Here is a 16,801-nt window from a genome sequence, read left to right as displayed (position 1 = left end):
GGAAGAGGTGACGATGCCGTACGGATCGCGGCTCGCCGCGACGATGACTCGGCGGCTCGGACGGGAATGCGTCTACACGCCCTCGGCGCGACTGGCCCTCTACCTGGCCCTGCGGCGCTGGTGCCGCCCGGGCGGCCGGGTCCTGATGTCCCCGGTGAACGACGACGTGATCCTCTTCGTCGTCCTCGCGGCCGGCCTGCGCCCGGTGCAGGCGCCGGTGTCGCCCTGGGACGGCAACATCGACCCGGCGGCGGTACCGGAGTCCACCTGGCGCGGTCTGGACGCGGTGCTGACGACGAGCCTGTACGGGATGCCGGACCGGATCGTCGAACTGCGTGAGCGCTGCGAGCAGTTGGGGATTCCGCTGATCGAGGACGCGGCGCATGCGATCGGCACGCATGTGGACGGGCAGCCGATCGGGACGTTCGGCAAGGCGGCGGCCTTCAGTCTCTCCAAGCATGTGGCGGGGATGGCGGGCGGCTTCCTGGCGGTCGAGGACGCGCGGACGCGCAGGGAGCTGGAGCTCCTGCGGGACGATCTGCTGACGCCGGCGCGGCTGAGGACGGACCTGTCGACGGCCCTGCGCCCCCTGGCCCGTTCGGCGGTCCGCGCGCTGCGTCTCGTACGTCCCACCTGGCGCACCATGCAACGCCTGGGGCTCCTGGAACGCGACGACTTCCGCATGCCCCTGCACGCACCGAGGCTGTCGCTCTCGGCCCACCAGGCCCCGAGCCTGCTCCCGTACGACCCCTGGATCCGCGTCGACCTGCACGACTACCGCGCCCGCCACGGGCGACTGGTCCGGGCAGGCCTGAACGTGCGCATGAACCTGCTGGACGAGAACCTCTCCCGCCGCAGAGAGGGCGTCACCCTGCTCTCCGGCACCCCCTGGGCCTCCCCGGCCCTCAGCGACCGAGCGGCCCACGACGGCCCCCTGCCCCTGTTCCGCGTCCCCCTCCTGGTCGAGGACCGCGACGCCCTCGCGGAACGCCTCGTCACCCACGGAGTCGTCTCCGGCTACATCTACGACCCACCCCTGGACGACTACGCGGGCCCGGAATTCGTCGACCCGTCCCCCGACCCCACCGCCGCCCGCTGGTTCGCCACCCACGTCCTCCCGGCAGACCCCCTCCTGGCCCGCAAACTGACCAAGACCCTGACCAAGGAACGCACCAAAACAGCCCACCCCCCGACCCCAGCACCCCCGACCCCAATCCCGGACACCACACCCCCGGCACCGCTGGGACAGTGAACAGGCGGGGCCCGGACCGCGATCGGCCCGGGCCCCGACGACCACGGCCCCAAGGCCCAGGTCCCCTCAGTCGCTGTCAGGGCGCCCGGCCGCCCTCACCACCCAGGACTGGCAGCCCCACCGCACGAGAAGCCCCGCTGCCAGGGACACGAGAATGGCGCCCCAGTCGATCACGTGCGGCAGCCCGGGAAAGAACGCGAAGAAGGCCAGTGCGGCCACGAACCCCACGATGAACCCGACGATCCCGACTTTGCGCCGTCGCGCCTCGTCCACATGGCCCGCTTGCTGCCTCTGGTGCTCGATCATGACCGGCTCACTTCGTGATGTGGTGGCATTGACTCACTCGCCGCACACCTGTGACGTAGAGGTGTGCGCACGCCTTTCCATAACGAGGCAGCCTCTGCGGCGAGTTGTTCCGCATCGGGTCGATCTTGCATTCGCTGTGCGTCCTGCCGCGGGACGTGCGGTAGGTGCGATTGTTCGTGTCGGAGTCGGTGAAATCGATGCGCCAATTGCAGAAACCGCTGCTGAGTGCCGCGACGAACGCGCAGTCGACACCTGCGTTCTGGTACGTGATCTTCTTGCCGCTTCCGCGGATGACATGCGTGAACATGCATCCCGTCGGAACCTTCATTGTCACGCCTCCCACGCTGTACTCGAAGGTACGCACGGGAGTCGATCCGATCGCCGTGGCGTGTGCACTCGTTGAGGCGCCGAGAACGAGTCCCCCTGCGGTGGCAAGAGCGGTGATGAGGCGGGTTAAGTACTGCGTGACCAAGGCGGTCGCCTTCTGGTGTTCCGACAAGTACCGGGACAACCGCCGCTCGGTCGAACCAGTTGGAGTGGTTGCGGGTGATTCACCTCCACAGGTGATCAAGGGATAGGTGGGCTGACCTGCAGGAACGTTCAGCGTCAAACCTTGCGGTGTGTCAGGCGGGGCGAGGTGGATGCTGACCGCGCGGTAGTCGTGGCCGTCCTGTTTCAAGCCCGGGCCTCCCACTGGAGTTCGACCTGTTGGCCGGGGGTGAGGGTGCGGAAGCCGGGGTGTCGAGTACGCGCGATACGACTACTCACCGTAACGAGTGGTGCTCGTGTTCACGGTGTGTAGTGGGGCAGGTGGCCGGGAAGGCAGCGCGTGCACCGTCCAACACCCGTCCCCAGAGGTCCCCTTGAGACGTTCGGCTGCCCTCGCCCTGCTGTGCGCGGCGCTCGTGCCCGCCATCGCCCCCACCCCCGCCTCCGCCCTGCCCGGCCACGTCTGTTTCTGGCCCGAGCCGGGGGAGACCGGCCCGGGCGGCGGCTGGTGCTACGACCCCGCGCGCGGCGGCTTCGCCGTACCCGAAGACCGGGTGCTGCGGCACGCCCGGTCGTTCAGCTCCCAGGTCGACACGACCGTGTACGCCCTCCACTTCCCCGCCCAGGGCCCCTGTCTCCAGCGTGTGATCCGCGGCGGCGACTACTCCGAGAACTGGGAGTGGTGGGACAAGCTCGACGCGGTCGACACCACCTCGCACGCCGACTGCGAGCCGGGGTGAGGGGACGGACCGCGGCCGTGGCGTGTCTGCTGGCCACGCTCACGACGGCCTGCGGCACGCCCCGCGAACCGGCCGTCTCGCTCACCCCGGACGACACCCTCAAGGCCGCCCAACTCCTGCTCACCGACCGCTGCCTGACCGACCGCGGCCTCACCCCGCCCCGCCCCGGCGGCCCGCCCCCGAGCACCCGCGTGGACAGCGCCCTGTTCGGCACCGGCCGGCCCGAGCTGTCGGTCAAGCTGCCCGGCGGTCTCGTCGTCGCCCACCACACCGACGGCTGCCTCGCCCAGGCCGAGCGCCGCCTCTACGGCGACCAGCGCCGCTGGTTCCGGGCCGTGACGCTCGTCAACAACCTCAAGTCCCAGGCCCCGCCACGGGATCGCACGGCCTACCGGCAGCTGCGCGCGCACGCGCTGACCGAGGCACGAGCACTGCTCAGCGCCGCCCACCACCGCTGAACCACCCGAGACCGACCACAAGCAACCCAAGGAAAGGCACCTTTCATGAAGCAGTCCGCAGCCCTCGTGGCGGCCGCCCTGCTCGCCGCCGCGGCGAGCCTGACCACCGCAACCCCGGCCTCCGCGGCGAGCTGCCCCAGCGGCAACTTCTGCGTCTGGACCGACGCCAACTTCGGCGGCCAGCGCATGAACGCCTCGGGCGACGACGAGTGGTGGGAGAGCTGGATCGCCGACACCGACTCCTCCTGGGCCAACCACGGCATCTCCGGACCCGGCGTCAAGGACCACGTCAAGGTCTACGAGTCCGCCATCCAGTTCCCCTCCACCGGCGGCGCCATGACGATCTGCCTGCGCCCCGGCGACGAGGTGGGCTACAACGCCACGGCCAACGACCGCGGTGACGCCCATGTGTGGTCCATGGGCTGCTGAACCGGCAACGGCAACGGCAACGGCAAGGGCCGGTCCGGCAGGTCTCCCGACCCGCCGGACCGGCCCTCGGCCGTACGGGATACGTCAGCGCACGTCGACGAAGTCGCCGGTCGCCTTGACCGCGGCGGTCGTCGAGGTCCCGCTGAAGCTCCAGCGCCAGTAGCCGTCCTGGGCGGCCTTGACGGTCGTCCGCAGCTTGCCGGTGCTGTCGCTCGTCACGGTCTTGACCGTGGTGTACGTGGCACTGTTCTTCGGGCGGAACTGGAGCTTGACCGGCTGCGAGGTGTAGCCGGCGTACACGTACTTGTCCCAGTTGGCGCGGGCCAGCTTGCCCGTGACCGTGATCGTCTTGCCCTTGGCGACGGGCTCGGGCGAGGCGTCGACACCGAGCGTGGCCCGCCGCTTCACGGGGTGGGTCTGGTAGACGCCCCCGTAGTAGTCACCGTCCTTGGCCTGGAACTGGACGTACACGTCCCAGGGCCCCGCGAGGGTGTTGCGGGGCAGGTCGATGTCCTTCTCCAGCTCGACGTCGAGCTTGCAGTTCGACGTCGTGGCGCTGGTGACGGTGCACGTGGGCTTGCCGTGGAACGACCAGTAGTCGTCCCCCTTCTCGCGCTCGATCGCCAGGAACGCGAGGTCCTTGCTGATGCCGGAGTCGTCGGAGACGGTCACCGCGATCGTGAACGACTCCGTGCGGGACGTACCGAAGACGATGGACTTGCCACCGTTCACCGACACCTTCTCGATCACCACCCCCGTCTCGGCCGCGTACGCGACCGGCGCGGTGAGCGCGGAACCGGCAAGGAGGAGGGCGCCGCCGAGAGCGGCGCCCATGACTGCTGCACGCATGGATCCCCATCTGCTTCGAGCCGGCCGCCGACCCTGGAACCCCCCAGGTCACGGCACGGCAGGTGCGGTGAGGATACGACATCCCCGCGTACGGCGGTCAGCCGCCGCGGGTCGTCCGCTCAGCCCGGGGCCACGGCGCGGCCGGTCGTCGGGGAGATCATCCCGGCGCACAGCCCCTTGGCGGCCAGGGTCCGGGCGATGCGCGGGATCGCCGCGCGGGTGTTGGCGGGCCAGTCGTGCATGAGGATGACCTGCCCGTTGGTGAGCCGGCCCGCCGCCGCGACGATCGCGTCGGTACTGGCGTTGTTCCAGTCCTGCGAGTCGACGTTCCAGATGATCTCGGTCAGCCCGTATCTGGCCGCTACGGCCCTCACCGTCGCGTTGGTCTCGCCGTACGGCGGCCGGAACAGTCTCGGTGTGCCACCGCCCGCGTTCGCGATCGCCTGCTGGGTGCGGGAGATCTCCGAGTCGATCGTGGCCTGGCTCTGCTGGGTCAGATGCGGGTGCGTGTAGCTGTGGTTGCCGACCCACATCCCCGCGCTGACCTGCGCCCTGACCAGAGCCGGGGAGGCGGCGGCGTACTGGCCCTGGTTGAACATGGTGGCCCTGAGGCCGTTCTGGGTCAGGGAGTTGAGCAGGGCGGTGGTGCCGCTGCCCGGGCCGTCGTCGAAGGTGAGTCCGACGTATCCGGTGCAGGCGGCGGCCCGCGCGGAGGCGGCGGTGGGGACGGTGAGGGTGCCTGCGGCGGCGAGAGCGGCGGCGGCCAGTAACGGGAGGTGCGCCCGGGTCCTCATCAGGCCACCGTGATGCTGGAGTTGCCGCTGCTCCGGTAGCCCTCGGTCGCCATGATCATGTAGTAGCGGAAGCTGCCGAGGGTCATCCCGGCGCGGGCCCACGCGTCGAAGTGGTTCCCGGTGGTGATGGCGCCGCCCGTCCGCTTGGACTGCCGCACGCTCCAGTACTGGTTGAAGGTGCGGGTGCCCTCGACGGACGGGGCGTTGTACCGGGTGGTCTGGTAGATGTCGTACGTCCCGCCGTCACTGGTGACGCTGCCCTTGTACGTCCCCGTCGGCCGGTAGGTTCCCCAGCTGTCGACGATGTAGTACTCGACGAGCGGGTTCGACGTCCAGCCGTAGAGGCACAGGTAGGCGTTGCCGGACGGGTTGAAGGACCCCGAGTAGCTCACGGTCCTGCGGCTGCCGTTGCTCCATCCCTTTCCGGCGACGAAGTTGCCGGTGTTGCTCCAGGAGGTGCGGTAGTTCCCACCGGAGCTCAGCGTCATGGAGACGGTGCCCGGTGCGTCGGTCCAGAACGAGTAGTAGTACCCGTTGTTCGTCCCGGTCTGGTTCGTGGTGATCACCGTGTCCGCGTGCGCGGTCCCGGGCAGGGCCACTCCGGCCGCGACGGCGAGCGCGGTGGTACCGACACCGCTGACGAACGTCCTGCGGCTCATGGGTGCGGGTGCGTCGGTCATGTGCCTGCTTCCTCCTCGTCGAGTAGCTCGGTCATCGACAGCTTTGGAGTGACCCTGACAACTGTCAATGGTTTCGGTAATTGTTTCGAAACGTTCGAGCGAGGAGGAGGATGCCGGTACGGCCGTCTTGCCTGCTCAGTGCCCCTGTTGAAGGTGTCGCACCGAGACTGATCGACAGTGCCTGCCTGGGCAAGATCACGGCAGGGCTTCGACTTTACGAATGTTTCGAAGATTTTCCGATCAAGAGGAGGTCTGTACGTCCTCGATCAGGAAGGTCTCGTCCTCCCCGAAGTCCGGGGCTTGGAAGGGGTTCGTCGCCGGGGGCGGCGAGGCCGCGGCGGTGGAGCTGGGCGACCCTTCCGGGGCGGAGAACAGCGAGTTCACGTCGATGAGAGATGTTCCGTTCGGTGCGGAGCCATGAAGAGAGCCGCTGTGCCCTGAGTGGGCACCGCGGTCCTACAGCTTGCTCATCTTGGTGTACGGGCTCAGGATCCGCTGCTGCACCGAACCGAAATCGACGAACGCCGCGATTCCGTCCTCGATGCCGATCACGCGGCCGAGACCGTACATGTCATGGGTGACCTGGTCACCGACCGCGAACACCTTGAGCGGTGGCGCGACCGGGGCCTTGAAGGGGCTGGTGGGCAAGTGACGCTTCGGTGCTGATGGCTTTGTCATTGTGCCTAGTATGCGCCCGCGCGCGGTCGCGCGGGGCGGTCGTCCATATCGGAGTGACGACGCTTTGATGACTCCTGCGGACGGCCCGGTCGCCACCAGGGCCCCTGTCCCCTTCACCAGCCCCTCTGGTCGCGCCTTTCTGTAACCGTTCCTGTTCGTACCGTTGACACCTCGTGCCCCTCCCCTTACTGTCCTCGCCAATATTCCGATCATGCGACGACATTTCGAACGGCTTTGAGTGAGGTCCGCCGGCTGCACTCGCCTTTGACTGTCCACACCGCGATGTGCCGCCATCTCCTCAACGACGAGAAGAACAAGGAACGATCACCATGCTCAATCGAAGAGCCGTGCTCGCCGGAGCTTTACTCGCCTTCCCGTTGTCCGCCTGCGGCAAGGACGAGGGCACCTCCGGGGGCACTTCAGGGGGGAGTTCCGGGGGCGGCACCGTCGGCATCGCCATGCCGACCCGCGCCTCCGAGCGCTGGCTCACCGATGGCAAGACCCTCGTCCAGGGCCTGAAGACCATGGAGTACAAGTCCACGCTGGTCTACGGCGACGACGACCCGAAGGCCCAGGTCGCACAGATCGAGAAACTGATCCAGCAGGGCGTCGACGCACTGATCATCGCGGCCATCGACAACAAGTCGCTGAACAGCGTGCTGGCGAAGGCCGCCGCCGCGGAGATCCCGGTGATCGCCTACGACCGGCTCATCCTCGGCACCAAGGACGTCGACTACTACGTCTCCTTCGACAACGAGATGGTCGGCCGGATGCAGGCCCACTTCATCATCGAGAAGCTCGGCCTGGAGGACGGCGAGGGCCCGTTCAACATCGAGCTGTTCGCCGGTTCCCCCGACGACAACAACACCAAGTACTTCTTCGACGGCTCGATGGCGCTCCTCCAGCCGTTCCTGGACAGCAAGCAGTTGGTCGTCCCGTCCGGCCAGCTCGAACTCGACAAGATCACCACCCTGCGCTGGGACGGACCCACCGCGCAGAAGCGCATGACCGACATCCTCAACGGGTCCTACAGCGGCAAGAAGGTCGACGCGATCCTCTCGCCCTACGACGGCATCTCCCGGGGCGTCCTGGCCGCGCTGAACCTGGACGGCTACGGCACCGACCTCAAGCCCCTGCCCATCGTCACCGGCCAGGACGCCGAACTGGCCTCGGTGAAGTCGATCATCGCGGGCGGCCAGTCGCAGACCGTCTACAAGGACGTCCGCCGGCTCGCGGACGCCGCCGCGAACATGGTCGACGAGATCCTCAACGACCGCGTGGTCTCCATCGACAACTCCGTCACCTACAAGAACGGCGTCAAGCCCGTGCCCGCCGTCCTGCTCCAGCCGACGAGCGTCGACAAGTCCAACTACGACGTGCTGATCTCGGACGAGTACTTCACGGCCGCCGAGCTCAAATAGCGGCGCCGCCTTGACGGCAAAGGCCCCGGACCATGATCGACGCGGGGCCTTTCCGCGGCCTGATTCCTGATCCGGCGCGTGGCTGCCGTTGCCCGGACGGCAGCACCGGACCACAACCGCCGCGCGGCTTGCCTGCGTCGTGTGCTCGGCGCAGGCTGGTCGTATGGGTGCTCACGAGGGTGGCCCTACGCTCATCACTTCCGTGCAGCGGGCCTTCCGCCTGCTGGAGGCGGTGAGCGCACACGAGAACGGCGCGCCGGCGAAGCAGCTGGCACGCGAGACGGGGCTGCCGCTGGCCACCGCCTATCACCTGCTGCGGACGCTGGTCCACGACGGATACGTACGAAAGCTGGACGACGGCGGGTTCGTCCTGGGCGACAAGCTGCAGACGCTGCACACCACGGGCCGCGGGCAGGCGCTGCTCAGCCGTGTCCGCCCCACGCTCGCCGCTCTGCGGGACGAGCTCGCGACCGCCGCCTACCTCACCTTCTACGAGGAGGGCGAGATCCGGGTCGCCGAGATCGTCGACGGCCCCCGGGCGCCCCGTGTCGACCTCTGGGTGGGATTCGAGGACGCCGGGCACGCCACCGCGCTCGGCAAGTCGGTGCTGCGAGAACTGGACGACGAGGCCCGCAAGGACTACCTCTCCCGGCACCACCTCGCCGACCTCACACCACGGACCATCACCAGCCCTCCGGAACTGCTGCGGCGGCTCGACTCCTCACCCGTGGCGCCGGCCGTCACGGACCTGGAGGAGTACGCCCTCGGTACGGTCTGTGTCGCCGTGCCCGTCTACAGCGGGGACACCCTCGGCTCACTCGGCGTCTCCCTGCGGGCGGACCAGCTCTCCCGACTCGAGGAGATCCTGGAGCGGCTGATCCCGACCGCGAATCGCGTGACCAGGGGCCTCTCGCTCACTATCTGAAAATCCTCTCCTTGTGGCGCCCGAGCCGAACCCGTTTCCTGAATGAAAGAGACATTTCGGGAGTGCGCCCCGCGCGCAGGTGAGGACTACGGACGAAGCATGAGTCACGCCCGAGACCGTGGTGGCGACCACTGGCCGATACGCCCGTTCAGGAACCGGGCGTCCGGTGCCGGGTCGGCGGCCCGGAAACGTGCCGCCGCGCAGTTGGCCGCCGCCGCACCCGTACTGCCCGTGCTGATCGTCTGCGTCGTCGTGCTCGTCGACATCGCGTGCGGAGCGGGGACGATCTGGCTGCCGCTCCTCGCGGCAGGGCCCGCGCTGGCCGCCACCACCAGCGCGCCGCGCGGAGTCCTCGGCGTCGGCCTTCTCGCCGCCGTGCTGGGCTTTACGCTCGGAACCCGGGACGGTGTTCCGGGACATGAGCTGACGGCCGTACTGTCCGCTCTGGCCGCCGTCACACTGGCCAGCGGCCTCGCCAGCGCGCTGCGGGGGCGTCGTGAACGGGTGCTCGCGGCCGTCCGCTCGGTCGCGGAGACCGCCCAGCACGCGCTCCTCAAGCCCGTCCCGGCGACTGTCGGCCCCTTCCAGGTGGCCGTCCGCTACAGCGCCGCGGCGGCGGAGGCCCGTATCGGCGGGGACTTCTACGCGCTGGTGCCCACCCCGTACGGGGTCAGGCTGATCGTCGGCGACGTACGCGGCAAGGGACTGCCGGCCGTGGGCACCGCCGCACTCGTACTCGGTGTCTTCCGTGAGGCCGCCTACGACGAGCCCGATCTCTTCGCCGTCGTCGACAGGATCGAGCGGAGCCTGGCGCGCAACCTCGGCTCCGACGACTTCGTCACCGCCGTGGTCGCCGGGTACCCGCGGGCAGGCCATCTGGAGGTGGTCAACTGCGGACACGCGCCACCGCTGCTGGTGCGCGCCTCCGGCACCGTGGTGGCGGTGGAGCCCGCCCGTCCTGCCCCGCCCCTCGGACTGCGCGCCCTCACGGGCGAGACCCCCAGCCTCCAGGTGCTGCCCTTCGCCGACGGGGATCAACTGCTGCTCTACACCGACGGGGTCACCGAGGCCCGCGACCACGGCCGTGAGTTCTACCCGCTCGCCGAGGGTCTGGCCCGCCACATCCACGAGGAGCCCGCCGACACCCTCACCGCGCTCCACGACGAGCTGCTGGCGCATGTGGGCGGACGCCTGCACGACGACGCGGCCCTGCTCCTGCTCCGCAAACCGGCCGTCTCCCCGGACGAAGCCACCGTCCCCGAACCGGCGTCCCCCTGGGAGACGAACCCCAGCTCGGGTTCGGTCGTACGCGGTGCCCGCTGAGCACTCATGCGAACGGCCCCGGACGAGGAGTCCGAGGCCGAGCAGAGCCATGCGTGGTGCCCCCGGCAGGATTCGAACCTGCGACACCCGCTTTAGGAGAGCGGTGCTCTATCCCCTGAGCTACGAAGGCATGGTGCCGACCGGCAGGTCTGTGGCACCGCGGTCAGTGTAGCGGGTGGCCGGGGTGGTTCGGCTGGTGCCTGGCGGGGCTCAGGACGTCGGTACGCGGGTGAACCTCCCGGCGGTGTGGAAGTCGCGCTCGATCGCGGTCGCCGTGGCGCGCAGTTCCGGCAGCAGGTCGCTCACGCACTCCGCGGGAGTGCGCCGCGTCGTGTGCATCGCCGTGTTCAGGGCCGCCACCACCCGGCCCGTACGGTCCCGCACCGGGACCGCGATCGAGCGCAGGCCCTCCTCCAGTTCCTCGTCGACGAGGGCGTAGCCCTGGTGCCGTACGTCGGCGAGGACCTCCGCGAGGGCCTCGGGGTCCGTCAGGGTGCGGGAGGTCAGGGGGCGCAGGTCGCCGAGTGCGCGCTCGGGGGCGGGGAGGTCGGCCAGGAGTACGCGGCCCATGGAGGTCGCGTACGCCGGGAGGCGGGTGCCCACCGTCAGGTTCACGCTCATCACGCGGTTCGTCGCCACCCTCGCCGTGTACTGGATCTCCTCGCCGGGAGGAGTCAGCATCGCCAGCGACGCCGACTCGTGGATCCGGGACGCCAGTCCCACCAGGTGCGGTGTCGCGATCTCGGGCAGGGACGTGCGGGACAGCGGCGGGAAGCCCAGCGACAGCACCCGCGGGGTCAGCGTGAACGTGCGGTGCGGGGTCGCCGTCACCAGGCCCAGGTGCTCGTACGTGATCAGCGCCCGGCGTGCCGTCGCCCGCGCCAGGCCCGTCGCCTTCGCGACCTCCGTGAGGGTCAGGGAGGCCCGGCCCTCGCCGAAGGCGGTCAGGACCGTCAGACCCCGGGCCAGGGACTCGATGAACTCCCTGCCGAGTTCCTGCTTGGACGCCCCGGTCCAGGTCGCCAGCCCCGACGGGGCCCCGGTGACGGACGGCTCCGCCTCCCGCAGCTCCCGCTCCATGTCCGCCACCGCCGCCCGCAGCCGCGGCAGCAGCGTGTCGCGCAGGCCGGCCGCGGTGTGCCGGCTGGTGTGGCTCACCACGCTCGCCGCGCACGCGATCCGTCCGGTGCGGGGATCCCGTACGGGAACCGAGACCGCCACCAGACCCGGTTCGATCAACTGGTCGTCCAGCGCCCAGCCCGTGGACTCCGTCTCCCGCGCCCGTCGCTCGAACTCCCCCTCGACATCGCCGTGTTCGCGCGGGGGTACGGCCGGGAAGCCCTGGTCGCGCGGGTCCGCCGCCCGGCGGGCGCGCCACGCCCGCCACTGCGGCTCGTCCCACTCCGCCGCGAACAGCGCGCCGGGCGCGGTGCGTTCGGCCGGGAGCAGGTCGCCGATGCGGAAGCTCAGGGACATCGCGCGGCGGCGGGTGGCCTGGTGGATGAAGCGGATGCCGTCGCGGTCGGCGACCGCCAGCGACACGGACTCGTCCAGCTCGTCGGCGAGCGCGTCCGCCCGCCCGGACAGCAGCTCAGGCAGACGCAGGGCGGCCAGATAGGCGTTGCCGAGTTCCATCAGACGGGGGGCCAGGAGCACGTCACGGCCGTCCAGGCGGACGTATCCCATGCGGGCCAGCGTCGAGGTGATGCGGTCGACCGTGGAGCGGGCGAGGCCCGTGGCGCGTTCCAGTGCGCTGGGGCTCAGGGTGCCGCCCGCCTCGGTGAGCTCCCGCAGCACGGCGACACCGCGGATCAGCGGCGTGACCGCCTCCGCGGGTACGGCGGCGGAGCCGGGCACAGCGTCCATGGTCGTCTTCGCGGGCATCGGCTCTCCGTACGGCGGTCGCAGGAGGCCTACCGTAATCCCGACCTGCCCGTCCTTACCGCCGCGTCACCCGCACCCGGTAGTCCCCGGCCAGATCCGCCCCCGCCACCGTGATCCGGATGCCCTTCCGGCGGTCCTCGAAGTCCTCGCCGGGGACGAAGGGGGCGTCGGAGAGCTCCGCGTGGACGTTCGGGCTGCGGGTGCAGCCGCCGCTGTCGCGCTCGGAGTCGTAGACCGTGACCGGGCCCATGCCGGTGTCCACGTCCGCGTCGACCTTGTAGATCAGCAGGCCGGGCCGGCACACCGCCTCGTCGTTGCCCTCGCGGGTGCGCAGTTCGACGGCGTACCCGGTGCGGCCGCTGACCGGGACGAAGAGCAGCTTGGCGCCGCCCGCGCGGGCCAGCGGGGTCAGGGTGTACTCGGTCGTGCCCGGCGTCGTCACACAGCTGACCTGGGACGCGTCCAGCCAGCCCAGCTTCCACTTGTGCCAGCCGAGGAGGTCGTTGTTGGCGCCCCAGTCCTCGCTCATGATGTCCCAGTGGCCGACCGACCCGCCGCCCTGTGCCGTGTAGAGGTCGGGCAGGCCGAAGACATGGCCGTTCTCGTGGGGCAGGACCCGGTAGCCGGTCTGCGCGTAGGAGCCGGAGCCGTCGTCCTGGCGGGAGTAGACGAAGGACGCGTTGGCGACCGGGACGCCGTCGGCGACCGGGGCGTCGGGGTTGCCGGCGAAGGTCACCGACAGGACCGTGTCCAGCGCGGAGGGCCCGGCGTTCGGGGTGACCAGCACGTTCACGAAGTCGTACGACCGGAAGTCCACCTTCGGGTCGGCGGCCGCCACGATGTCCTGGACCAGATCCCGGTAGCCGGGGTCGAAGGGGGCGCCGCGCTCTATGCCGTACGACGCGAAGGGCTTCGGCATGCGCAGCCACCCGGGGATCGGGGTCTCGGCGCGGTAGTCGAGACGGCCGTAGGAACTGGTGCGGAACCAGTCCTGGGTCTGCGGGAAGAACTCGTCGAAGCGGCTCTGGGCCCTGCCCCGGCCCGGCGCGTCCGAGAAGTCGATCATCAGGGTGAGGGCGCGGACGGTGCCGGTGGAGCGGGAGTAGCCGCCGGGGGTGGGCACGCCCTCCGACATCTGGACCGCGCTGCCGCCGCGGATCATGCAGGGGCCGTGGGCGGAGCTGCGGGCCAGCGCGATCGGTCCGGCTCCCGCGGGCGTCGGCAGGGTCGTGAGGTGTCCGGTGCCGGCCGAGGTGCACACCCCGAGCGTCAGCGCGGTCACGGACACGAGGGCGGCCACACGGCGCGGGCGTATCCGACGGCTGGTCTGCTGCATGCACGGCCCTCTCCGTCCACGGCAGCCGCAGGTCCACGGGGACCGTGGGGCCACGGGCTGCACCCTTTCGATCACCCTGTGTCGAGGGATGCGAGGGCGCGCGCTGGAGGAGACCGAACGTGGGTTTCTTGGATCAGGGCTTGTGACTCAGGTCACATGAAAACTCTCCCTCAACCTGAAATAACCGGGGAGCGTCTCCCCGTTTAGACCTGTGTCCGCGCGAAGCGGGGAGAGCCTCCCCGGATCGCGAACCATCTGCCCGAGGAGCACACCGTGACCGCGACCACTGTGCAGAAGAAGGCGACCCGGCCCCGCGCCGACGCCCTGCGCAACCGGGAGCGCATCGTCACCGCCGCCCGCGAGATGTTCACCGAGTTCGGCCCCGACGTGCCGCTCGACGAGATCGCGCGCCGCGCCGGCGTCGGAAACGCCACGGTGTACCGCAACTTCCCGGACCGCGACGCGCTGGTCCGTGAGGTCGTCTGCTCGGTCATGGACCGCACGACGGAGGCGGCCGAGCTCGCGCTCGCCGAGACCGGGGACGCCTTCGAAGCCCTGGAACGCTTCGTGCACACCTCCGCCGACGAACGGGTCAGCGCGCTGTGCCCGATGATCCAGAGCACCTTCGACCAGAACCACCCGGACCTGGAGGCCGCGCGACTGCGCTGCGAGGAGCTGATCGTGGAGCTCATGGACCGCGCCAAGGCGGCCGGACAGCTCCGCACCGACGTGGAGTCCGGCGACCTCATGATCGTCGTGGCCCAGCTCAGCCGGCCCCCGTTCGGTGCCGCGTGCCAGAACACCGACCGCTTCGTCCACCGCCATCTCCAGCTGTTCCTCGACGGACTGCGGGCCCCGGCCCGATCCGTCCTGCCGGGCACGGCCATGACCATGGAGGACCTGCGCCAGGCCTGACCGATCAGTTCAGAGCTCCACAGCAGTCAAAAGCACCGACCTTCACCGGCCGTCACTGACGACGGACCGTCCCCTTGACACTCCTTCTTTCCGTCACGAAGTCCCGAAGTGGGTACCTCCATGTCTGAAACAGCCGCCAAGGCTCCCGGCTCGGCCGCCGTCACCGGCGACCCCAACCGCTGGAAAGCGCTCATCTTCATCGCGCTCGCCCAGCTGATGGTCGTCCTCGACGCGACCATCGTGAACATCGCCCTGCCCTCCGCCCAGACCGACCTGGGCATCTCCGACGGCAACCGGCAGTGGGTCGTGACGGCCTACGCCCTCGCCTTCGGTGGTCTGCTGCTCTTCGGTGGCCGCATCGCCGACCTGTGGGGCCGCAAGAACGCCTTCGTCGTCGGTCTGATCGGCTTCGCCGCGGCCTCCGCGCTCGGTGGCGCCGCCACCAACGAGGCGATGATGTTCGGCGCCCGCGCCCTCCAGGGTGTCTTCGGTGCCCTGCTCGCGCCCGCCGCGCTCTCCCTGCTCGCCGTGATGTTCACGGACGCCAAGGAGCGTGCCAAGGCGTTCGGCATCTACGGTGCGATCGCCGGTGGCGGTGGCGCCGTGGGCTTCATCCTCGGTGGTGTGCTGACCGAGTACATGGACTGGCGCTGGACGTTCTTCGTCAACATCCCGTTCGCGATCGTCGCCGCGCTCGGCGCGTACTTCGTCATCCGTGAGCCCGAGGGCGGCCGCAACCGCAACCCGCTCGACATCCCCGGCGTCCTGCTCTCCACCCTGGGCCTGGTCGCGCTGGTCTACGGCTTCACCCGCGCCGAGTCCGAGGGCTGGGGCGACTCCGTGACCGTGGGCATGTTCGTCGCCTCCGCGGTGCTGCTGATCGCCTTCGTCATCACCGAGGCCAAGGTCAAGGCCCCGCTGCTGCCCCTGCGCGTCGTCACCGACCGCAACCGCGGCGGTGTCTACCTCTCGCTCGGTATCGCGATCATCGCGATGTTCGGCACCTTCCTCTTCCTGACCTACTACCTCCAGATCGTGAAGGGCTACACGCCGATCAAGACCGGCTTCGCCTTCATGCCGATGATCGTCGGCATGATGGTCGGCTCGACCCAGATCGGCACCCGCCTGATGACCCGGCTGCCGGCCCGCGCGCTGATGGGCCCCGGCTTCCTGGTCGCCGCGATCGGCATGCTCTTCATGACGCAGCTGGAGATCGGCTCGTCGTACGCCTCGATCATCCTGCCCGCGATGCTGCTGCTCGGTCTCGGCATGGGTACGGCGTTCATGCCCGCCATGTCCCTGGCCACCCTGGGCGTCGAGCCCCGCGACGCCGGTGTCGCCTCCGCGATGGTCAACACCTCGCAGCAGGTGGGCGGCGCGATCGGTACGGCCCTGCTGAACACGATCGCCGCGTCGGCCACGACCTCCTACATCGCCGACCACATCGGCTCGGCGGGCTCCCGCTCGCAGCAGCAGCTGGTCCAGCTGGAGGGCATGGTCCACGGCTACACCAACGCGATCTGGTTCGCCGTCGGCATGCTGGCGCTGGCCGCGGTCATCGTGGTGGTCCTCGTCAACTCCGGCAAGCCCGACACCTCGGTGGTCACCGGCTCCGGCGAAGGCGCCGAGGACGAGCTGCCGGTGCCGGTCGTGGCTCACTGAGTCACTGACGACGGCCTCCGGGTCGTACCCCTTCGGGCCGTTCGTACGTACGGGGATGGGGACGCTCCGCACGTACGAACCCCAGGATCTGCCCTGGTTCCGCTGAGTGAGCGGCTCAGCGGAGCCAGGGCAGGTCCGCACCCGCTTCGTTGGGCTGAAGTCCCTCGGCGACGATCTGCATGATCTCGCCGAGGGACTTCTGCTGTTCCGGGGTGAGCCGGTCGAACACGGCGTTGCGTACGACGGCCACATGGCCCGGCGCGGCCTGCGCGAGCATCTCCCGGCCCTGCTCCGTGAGCACCGCGAACTGGCCGCGCTTGTCGGAGGGGCAGTCCTCGCGCCGGACCCAGCCGTTCTTCTCCAGGCGGGCGATGGCGTGTGAGAGCCGGGAGCGGGTGATCTTCGCGTGCATGGCCAGCTCGGTCATGCGCAGCCGCTGCTGCGGGGACTCGGCGAGCTTGACGAGAAGGCCGTAGTAGATGTGCGGCATGCCCGCGTCACGCTGGAGCTGGCGGTCCATGTGGTCTTCGAGAAGAGTGGTGGCGTGCAGGTAGGAGCGCCACACGAGCTGCTCCTCGGCGGTGAGCCAGCGCGGCTCTTCGGTGGTCGGAGATGGGGATGCCGTGTTCATGTTTCCCATCGTACGAGAGCTCTCCTTGA

Annotated in this window: 19 protein-coding genes, 1 tRNA gene and 1 pseudogene; 9 read left to right on the top strand and 12 right to left on the bottom strand. The window is 69.7% G+C overall.

Features of this window, described 5'->3' with window-relative positions; translation table 11 throughout:
* Positions 1-13 precede the first annotated feature (13 nt).
* A complete protein-coding gene (locus ACFY0U_RS13840) occupies positions 14-1,252 on the top strand; it encodes a DegT/DnrJ/EryC1/StrS family aminotransferase (protein WP_388634765.1) in 1,239 nt (412 codons plus the stop codon).
* A gap of 66 nt (positions 1,253-1,318) precedes the next feature.
* Here ACFY0U_RS13840 and ACFY0U_RS13835 read toward each other — a convergent pair whose 3' ends face one another.
* The 3 genes and pseudogenes from ACFY0U_RS13835 to ACFY0U_RS13825 form a co-directional block, all read right to left on the bottom strand.
* On the bottom strand, positions 1,319-1,558 hold the full coding sequence (locus ACFY0U_RS13835; protein ID WP_388634763.1) for a hypothetical protein: 240 nt from the start codon (positions 1,556-1,558) through the stop codon (positions 1,319-1,321).
* 7 nt (positions 1,559-1,565) lie between these two features.
* On the bottom strand, positions 1,566-1,922 hold the full coding sequence (locus ACFY0U_RS13830) for a hypothetical protein (protein WP_388634761.1): 357 nt from the start codon (positions 1,920-1,922) through the stop codon (positions 1,566-1,568).
* A gap of 259 nt (positions 1,923-2,181) precedes the next feature.
* A pseudogene (locus ACFY0U_RS13825) lies at positions 2,182-2,296 on the bottom strand (cold shock domain-containing protein); the annotation flags it as partial.
* 125 nt (positions 2,297-2,421) lie between these two features.
* Here ACFY0U_RS13825 and ACFY0U_RS13820 point away from each other — a divergent pair.
* The 3 genes from ACFY0U_RS13820 to ACFY0U_RS13810 are packed head-to-tail and all read left to right on the top strand — an operon-like array spanning position 2,422 to position 3,674.
* The gene (locus ACFY0U_RS13820) at positions 2,422-2,787 is read left to right on the top strand and encodes a hypothetical protein (protein WP_388634759.1); all 366 of its coding nucleotides are present in this window, start codon (positions 2,422-2,424) and stop codon (positions 2,785-2,787) included.
* On the top strand, positions 2,784-3,245 hold the full coding sequence (locus ACFY0U_RS13815; protein WP_388634757.1) for a hypothetical protein: 462 nt from the start codon (positions 2,784-2,786) through the stop codon (positions 3,243-3,245). The genes ACFY0U_RS13820 and ACFY0U_RS13815 overlap by 4 nt, the downstream gene beginning before the upstream one ends.
* A gap of 45 nt (positions 3,246-3,290) precedes the next feature.
* Positions 3,291-3,674 (top strand): peptidase inhibitor family I36 protein, encoded by a 384-nt coding sequence (locus ACFY0U_RS13810; RefSeq protein ID WP_351682887.1) that lies wholly within the window; start codon positions 3,291-3,293, stop codon positions 3,672-3,674.
* 84 nt (positions 3,675-3,758) lie between these two features.
* Here ACFY0U_RS13810 and ACFY0U_RS13805 read toward each other — a convergent pair whose 3' ends face one another.
* From ACFY0U_RS13805 to ACFY0U_RS13785, 5 genes are all read right to left on the bottom strand, one after another.
* Positions 3,759-4,523: a hypothetical protein gene (locus ACFY0U_RS13805; RefSeq protein WP_388634755.1), complete on the bottom strand. Its 765-nt coding sequence runs from the start codon at positions 4,521-4,523 to the stop codon at positions 3,759-3,761.
* 119 nt (positions 4,524-4,642) lie between these two features.
* A complete protein-coding gene (locus ACFY0U_RS13800) occupies positions 4,643-5,317 on the bottom strand; it encodes a polysaccharide deacetylase family protein (protein ID WP_388634753.1) in 675 nt (224 codons plus the stop codon).
* Positions 5,317-5,997: a glycoside hydrolase family 11 protein gene (locus ACFY0U_RS13795; protein ID WP_388634751.1), complete on the bottom strand. Its 681-nt coding sequence runs from the start codon at positions 5,995-5,997 to the stop codon at positions 5,317-5,319. The genes ACFY0U_RS13800 and ACFY0U_RS13795 overlap by 1 nt, the downstream gene beginning before the upstream one ends.
* Before the next feature lie 240 nt (positions 5,998-6,237).
* Entirely contained in the window at positions 6,238-6,381 is a 144-nt protein-coding gene (locus ACFY0U_RS13790; protein ID WP_388634749.1) for a hypothetical protein, read from the bottom strand.
* Between the two features lie 72 nt (positions 6,382-6,453).
* Complete coding sequence (locus tag ACFY0U_RS13785) at positions 6,454-6,675, bottom strand: hypothetical protein (RefSeq protein WP_171145551.1); 222 nt, start codon at positions 6,673-6,675, stop codon at positions 6,454-6,456.
* A 329-nt stretch (positions 6,676-7,004) separates the two neighbouring features.
* Between ACFY0U_RS13785 and chvE the strand changes: the two genes are divergently transcribed.
* The 3 genes from chvE to ACFY0U_RS13770 all read left to right on the top strand — a co-directional run bounded on the left by chvE (position 7,005) and on the right by ACFY0U_RS13770 (position 10,344).
* Positions 7,005-8,096: a multiple monosaccharide ABC transporter substrate-binding protein gene (gene chvE / locus ACFY0U_RS13780; protein WP_388634747.1), complete on the top strand. Its 1,092-nt coding sequence runs from the start codon at positions 7,005-7,007 to the stop codon at positions 8,094-8,096.
* Positions 8,097-8,259: 163 nt separating this feature from the next.
* Complete coding sequence (locus ACFY0U_RS13775; RefSeq protein WP_388634745.1) at positions 8,260-9,021, top strand: IclR family transcriptional regulator; 762 nt, start codon at positions 8,260-8,262, stop codon at positions 9,019-9,021.
* Between the two features lie 99 nt (positions 9,022-9,120).
* Positions 9,121-10,344: a PP2C family protein-serine/threonine phosphatase gene (locus ACFY0U_RS13770; RefSeq protein WP_388634743.1), complete on the top strand. Its 1,224-nt coding sequence runs from the start codon at positions 9,121-9,123 to the stop codon at positions 10,342-10,344.
* 54 nt (positions 10,345-10,398) lie between these two features.
* Here ACFY0U_RS13770 and ACFY0U_RS13765 read toward each other — a convergent pair.
* From ACFY0U_RS13765 to ACFY0U_RS13755, 3 genes are all read right to left on the bottom strand, one after another.
* Positions 10,399-10,474: transfer RNA gene (locus tag ACFY0U_RS13765), tRNA-Arg, on the bottom strand.
* 80 nt (positions 10,475-10,554) lie between these two features.
* Positions 10,555-12,228, bottom strand: a complete 1,674-nt coding sequence (locus ACFY0U_RS13760; RefSeq protein ID WP_388634741.1) for an IclR family transcriptional regulator C-terminal domain-containing protein — start codon at positions 12,226-12,228, stop codon at positions 10,555-10,557.
* Between the two features lie 55 nt (positions 12,229-12,283).
* The gene (locus ACFY0U_RS13755) at positions 12,284-13,564 is read right to left on the bottom strand and encodes a M6 family metalloprotease domain-containing protein (RefSeq protein WP_388634739.1); all 1,281 of its coding nucleotides are present in this window, start codon (positions 13,562-13,564) and stop codon (positions 12,284-12,286) included.
* A 273-nt stretch (positions 13,565-13,837) separates the two neighbouring features.
* Between ACFY0U_RS13755 and ACFY0U_RS13750 the strand changes: the two genes are divergently transcribed.
* Both ACFY0U_RS13750 and ACFY0U_RS13745 read left to right on the top strand, forming a co-directional pair.
* Positions 13,838-14,479, top strand: coding sequence for a TetR/AcrR family transcriptional regulator (locus ACFY0U_RS13750; protein WP_388634737.1), 642 nt, complete (start codon positions 13,838-13,840; stop codon positions 14,477-14,479).
* A gap of 120 nt (positions 14,480-14,599) precedes the next feature.
* Entirely contained in the window at positions 14,600-16,141 is a 1,542-nt protein-coding gene (locus ACFY0U_RS13745; protein WP_388634735.1) for an MFS transporter, read from the top strand.
* 115 nt (positions 16,142-16,256) lie between these two features.
* Here ACFY0U_RS13745 and ACFY0U_RS13740 read toward each other — a convergent pair whose 3' ends face one another.
* Positions 16,257-16,781, bottom strand: a complete 525-nt coding sequence (locus ACFY0U_RS13740) for a MarR family winged helix-turn-helix transcriptional regulator (protein WP_388634733.1) — start codon at positions 16,779-16,781, stop codon at positions 16,257-16,259.
* Between the last annotated feature and the right edge of the window lie 20 nt (positions 16,782-16,801).

The organism is Streptomyces sp. NPDC001536 (assembly GCF_042894505.1).
Classification (GTDB): Bacteria; Actinomycetota; Actinomycetes; order Streptomycetales; family Streptomycetaceae; genus Streptomyces.
This window is presented reverse-complemented; position numbering and strand designations above follow the sequence as displayed.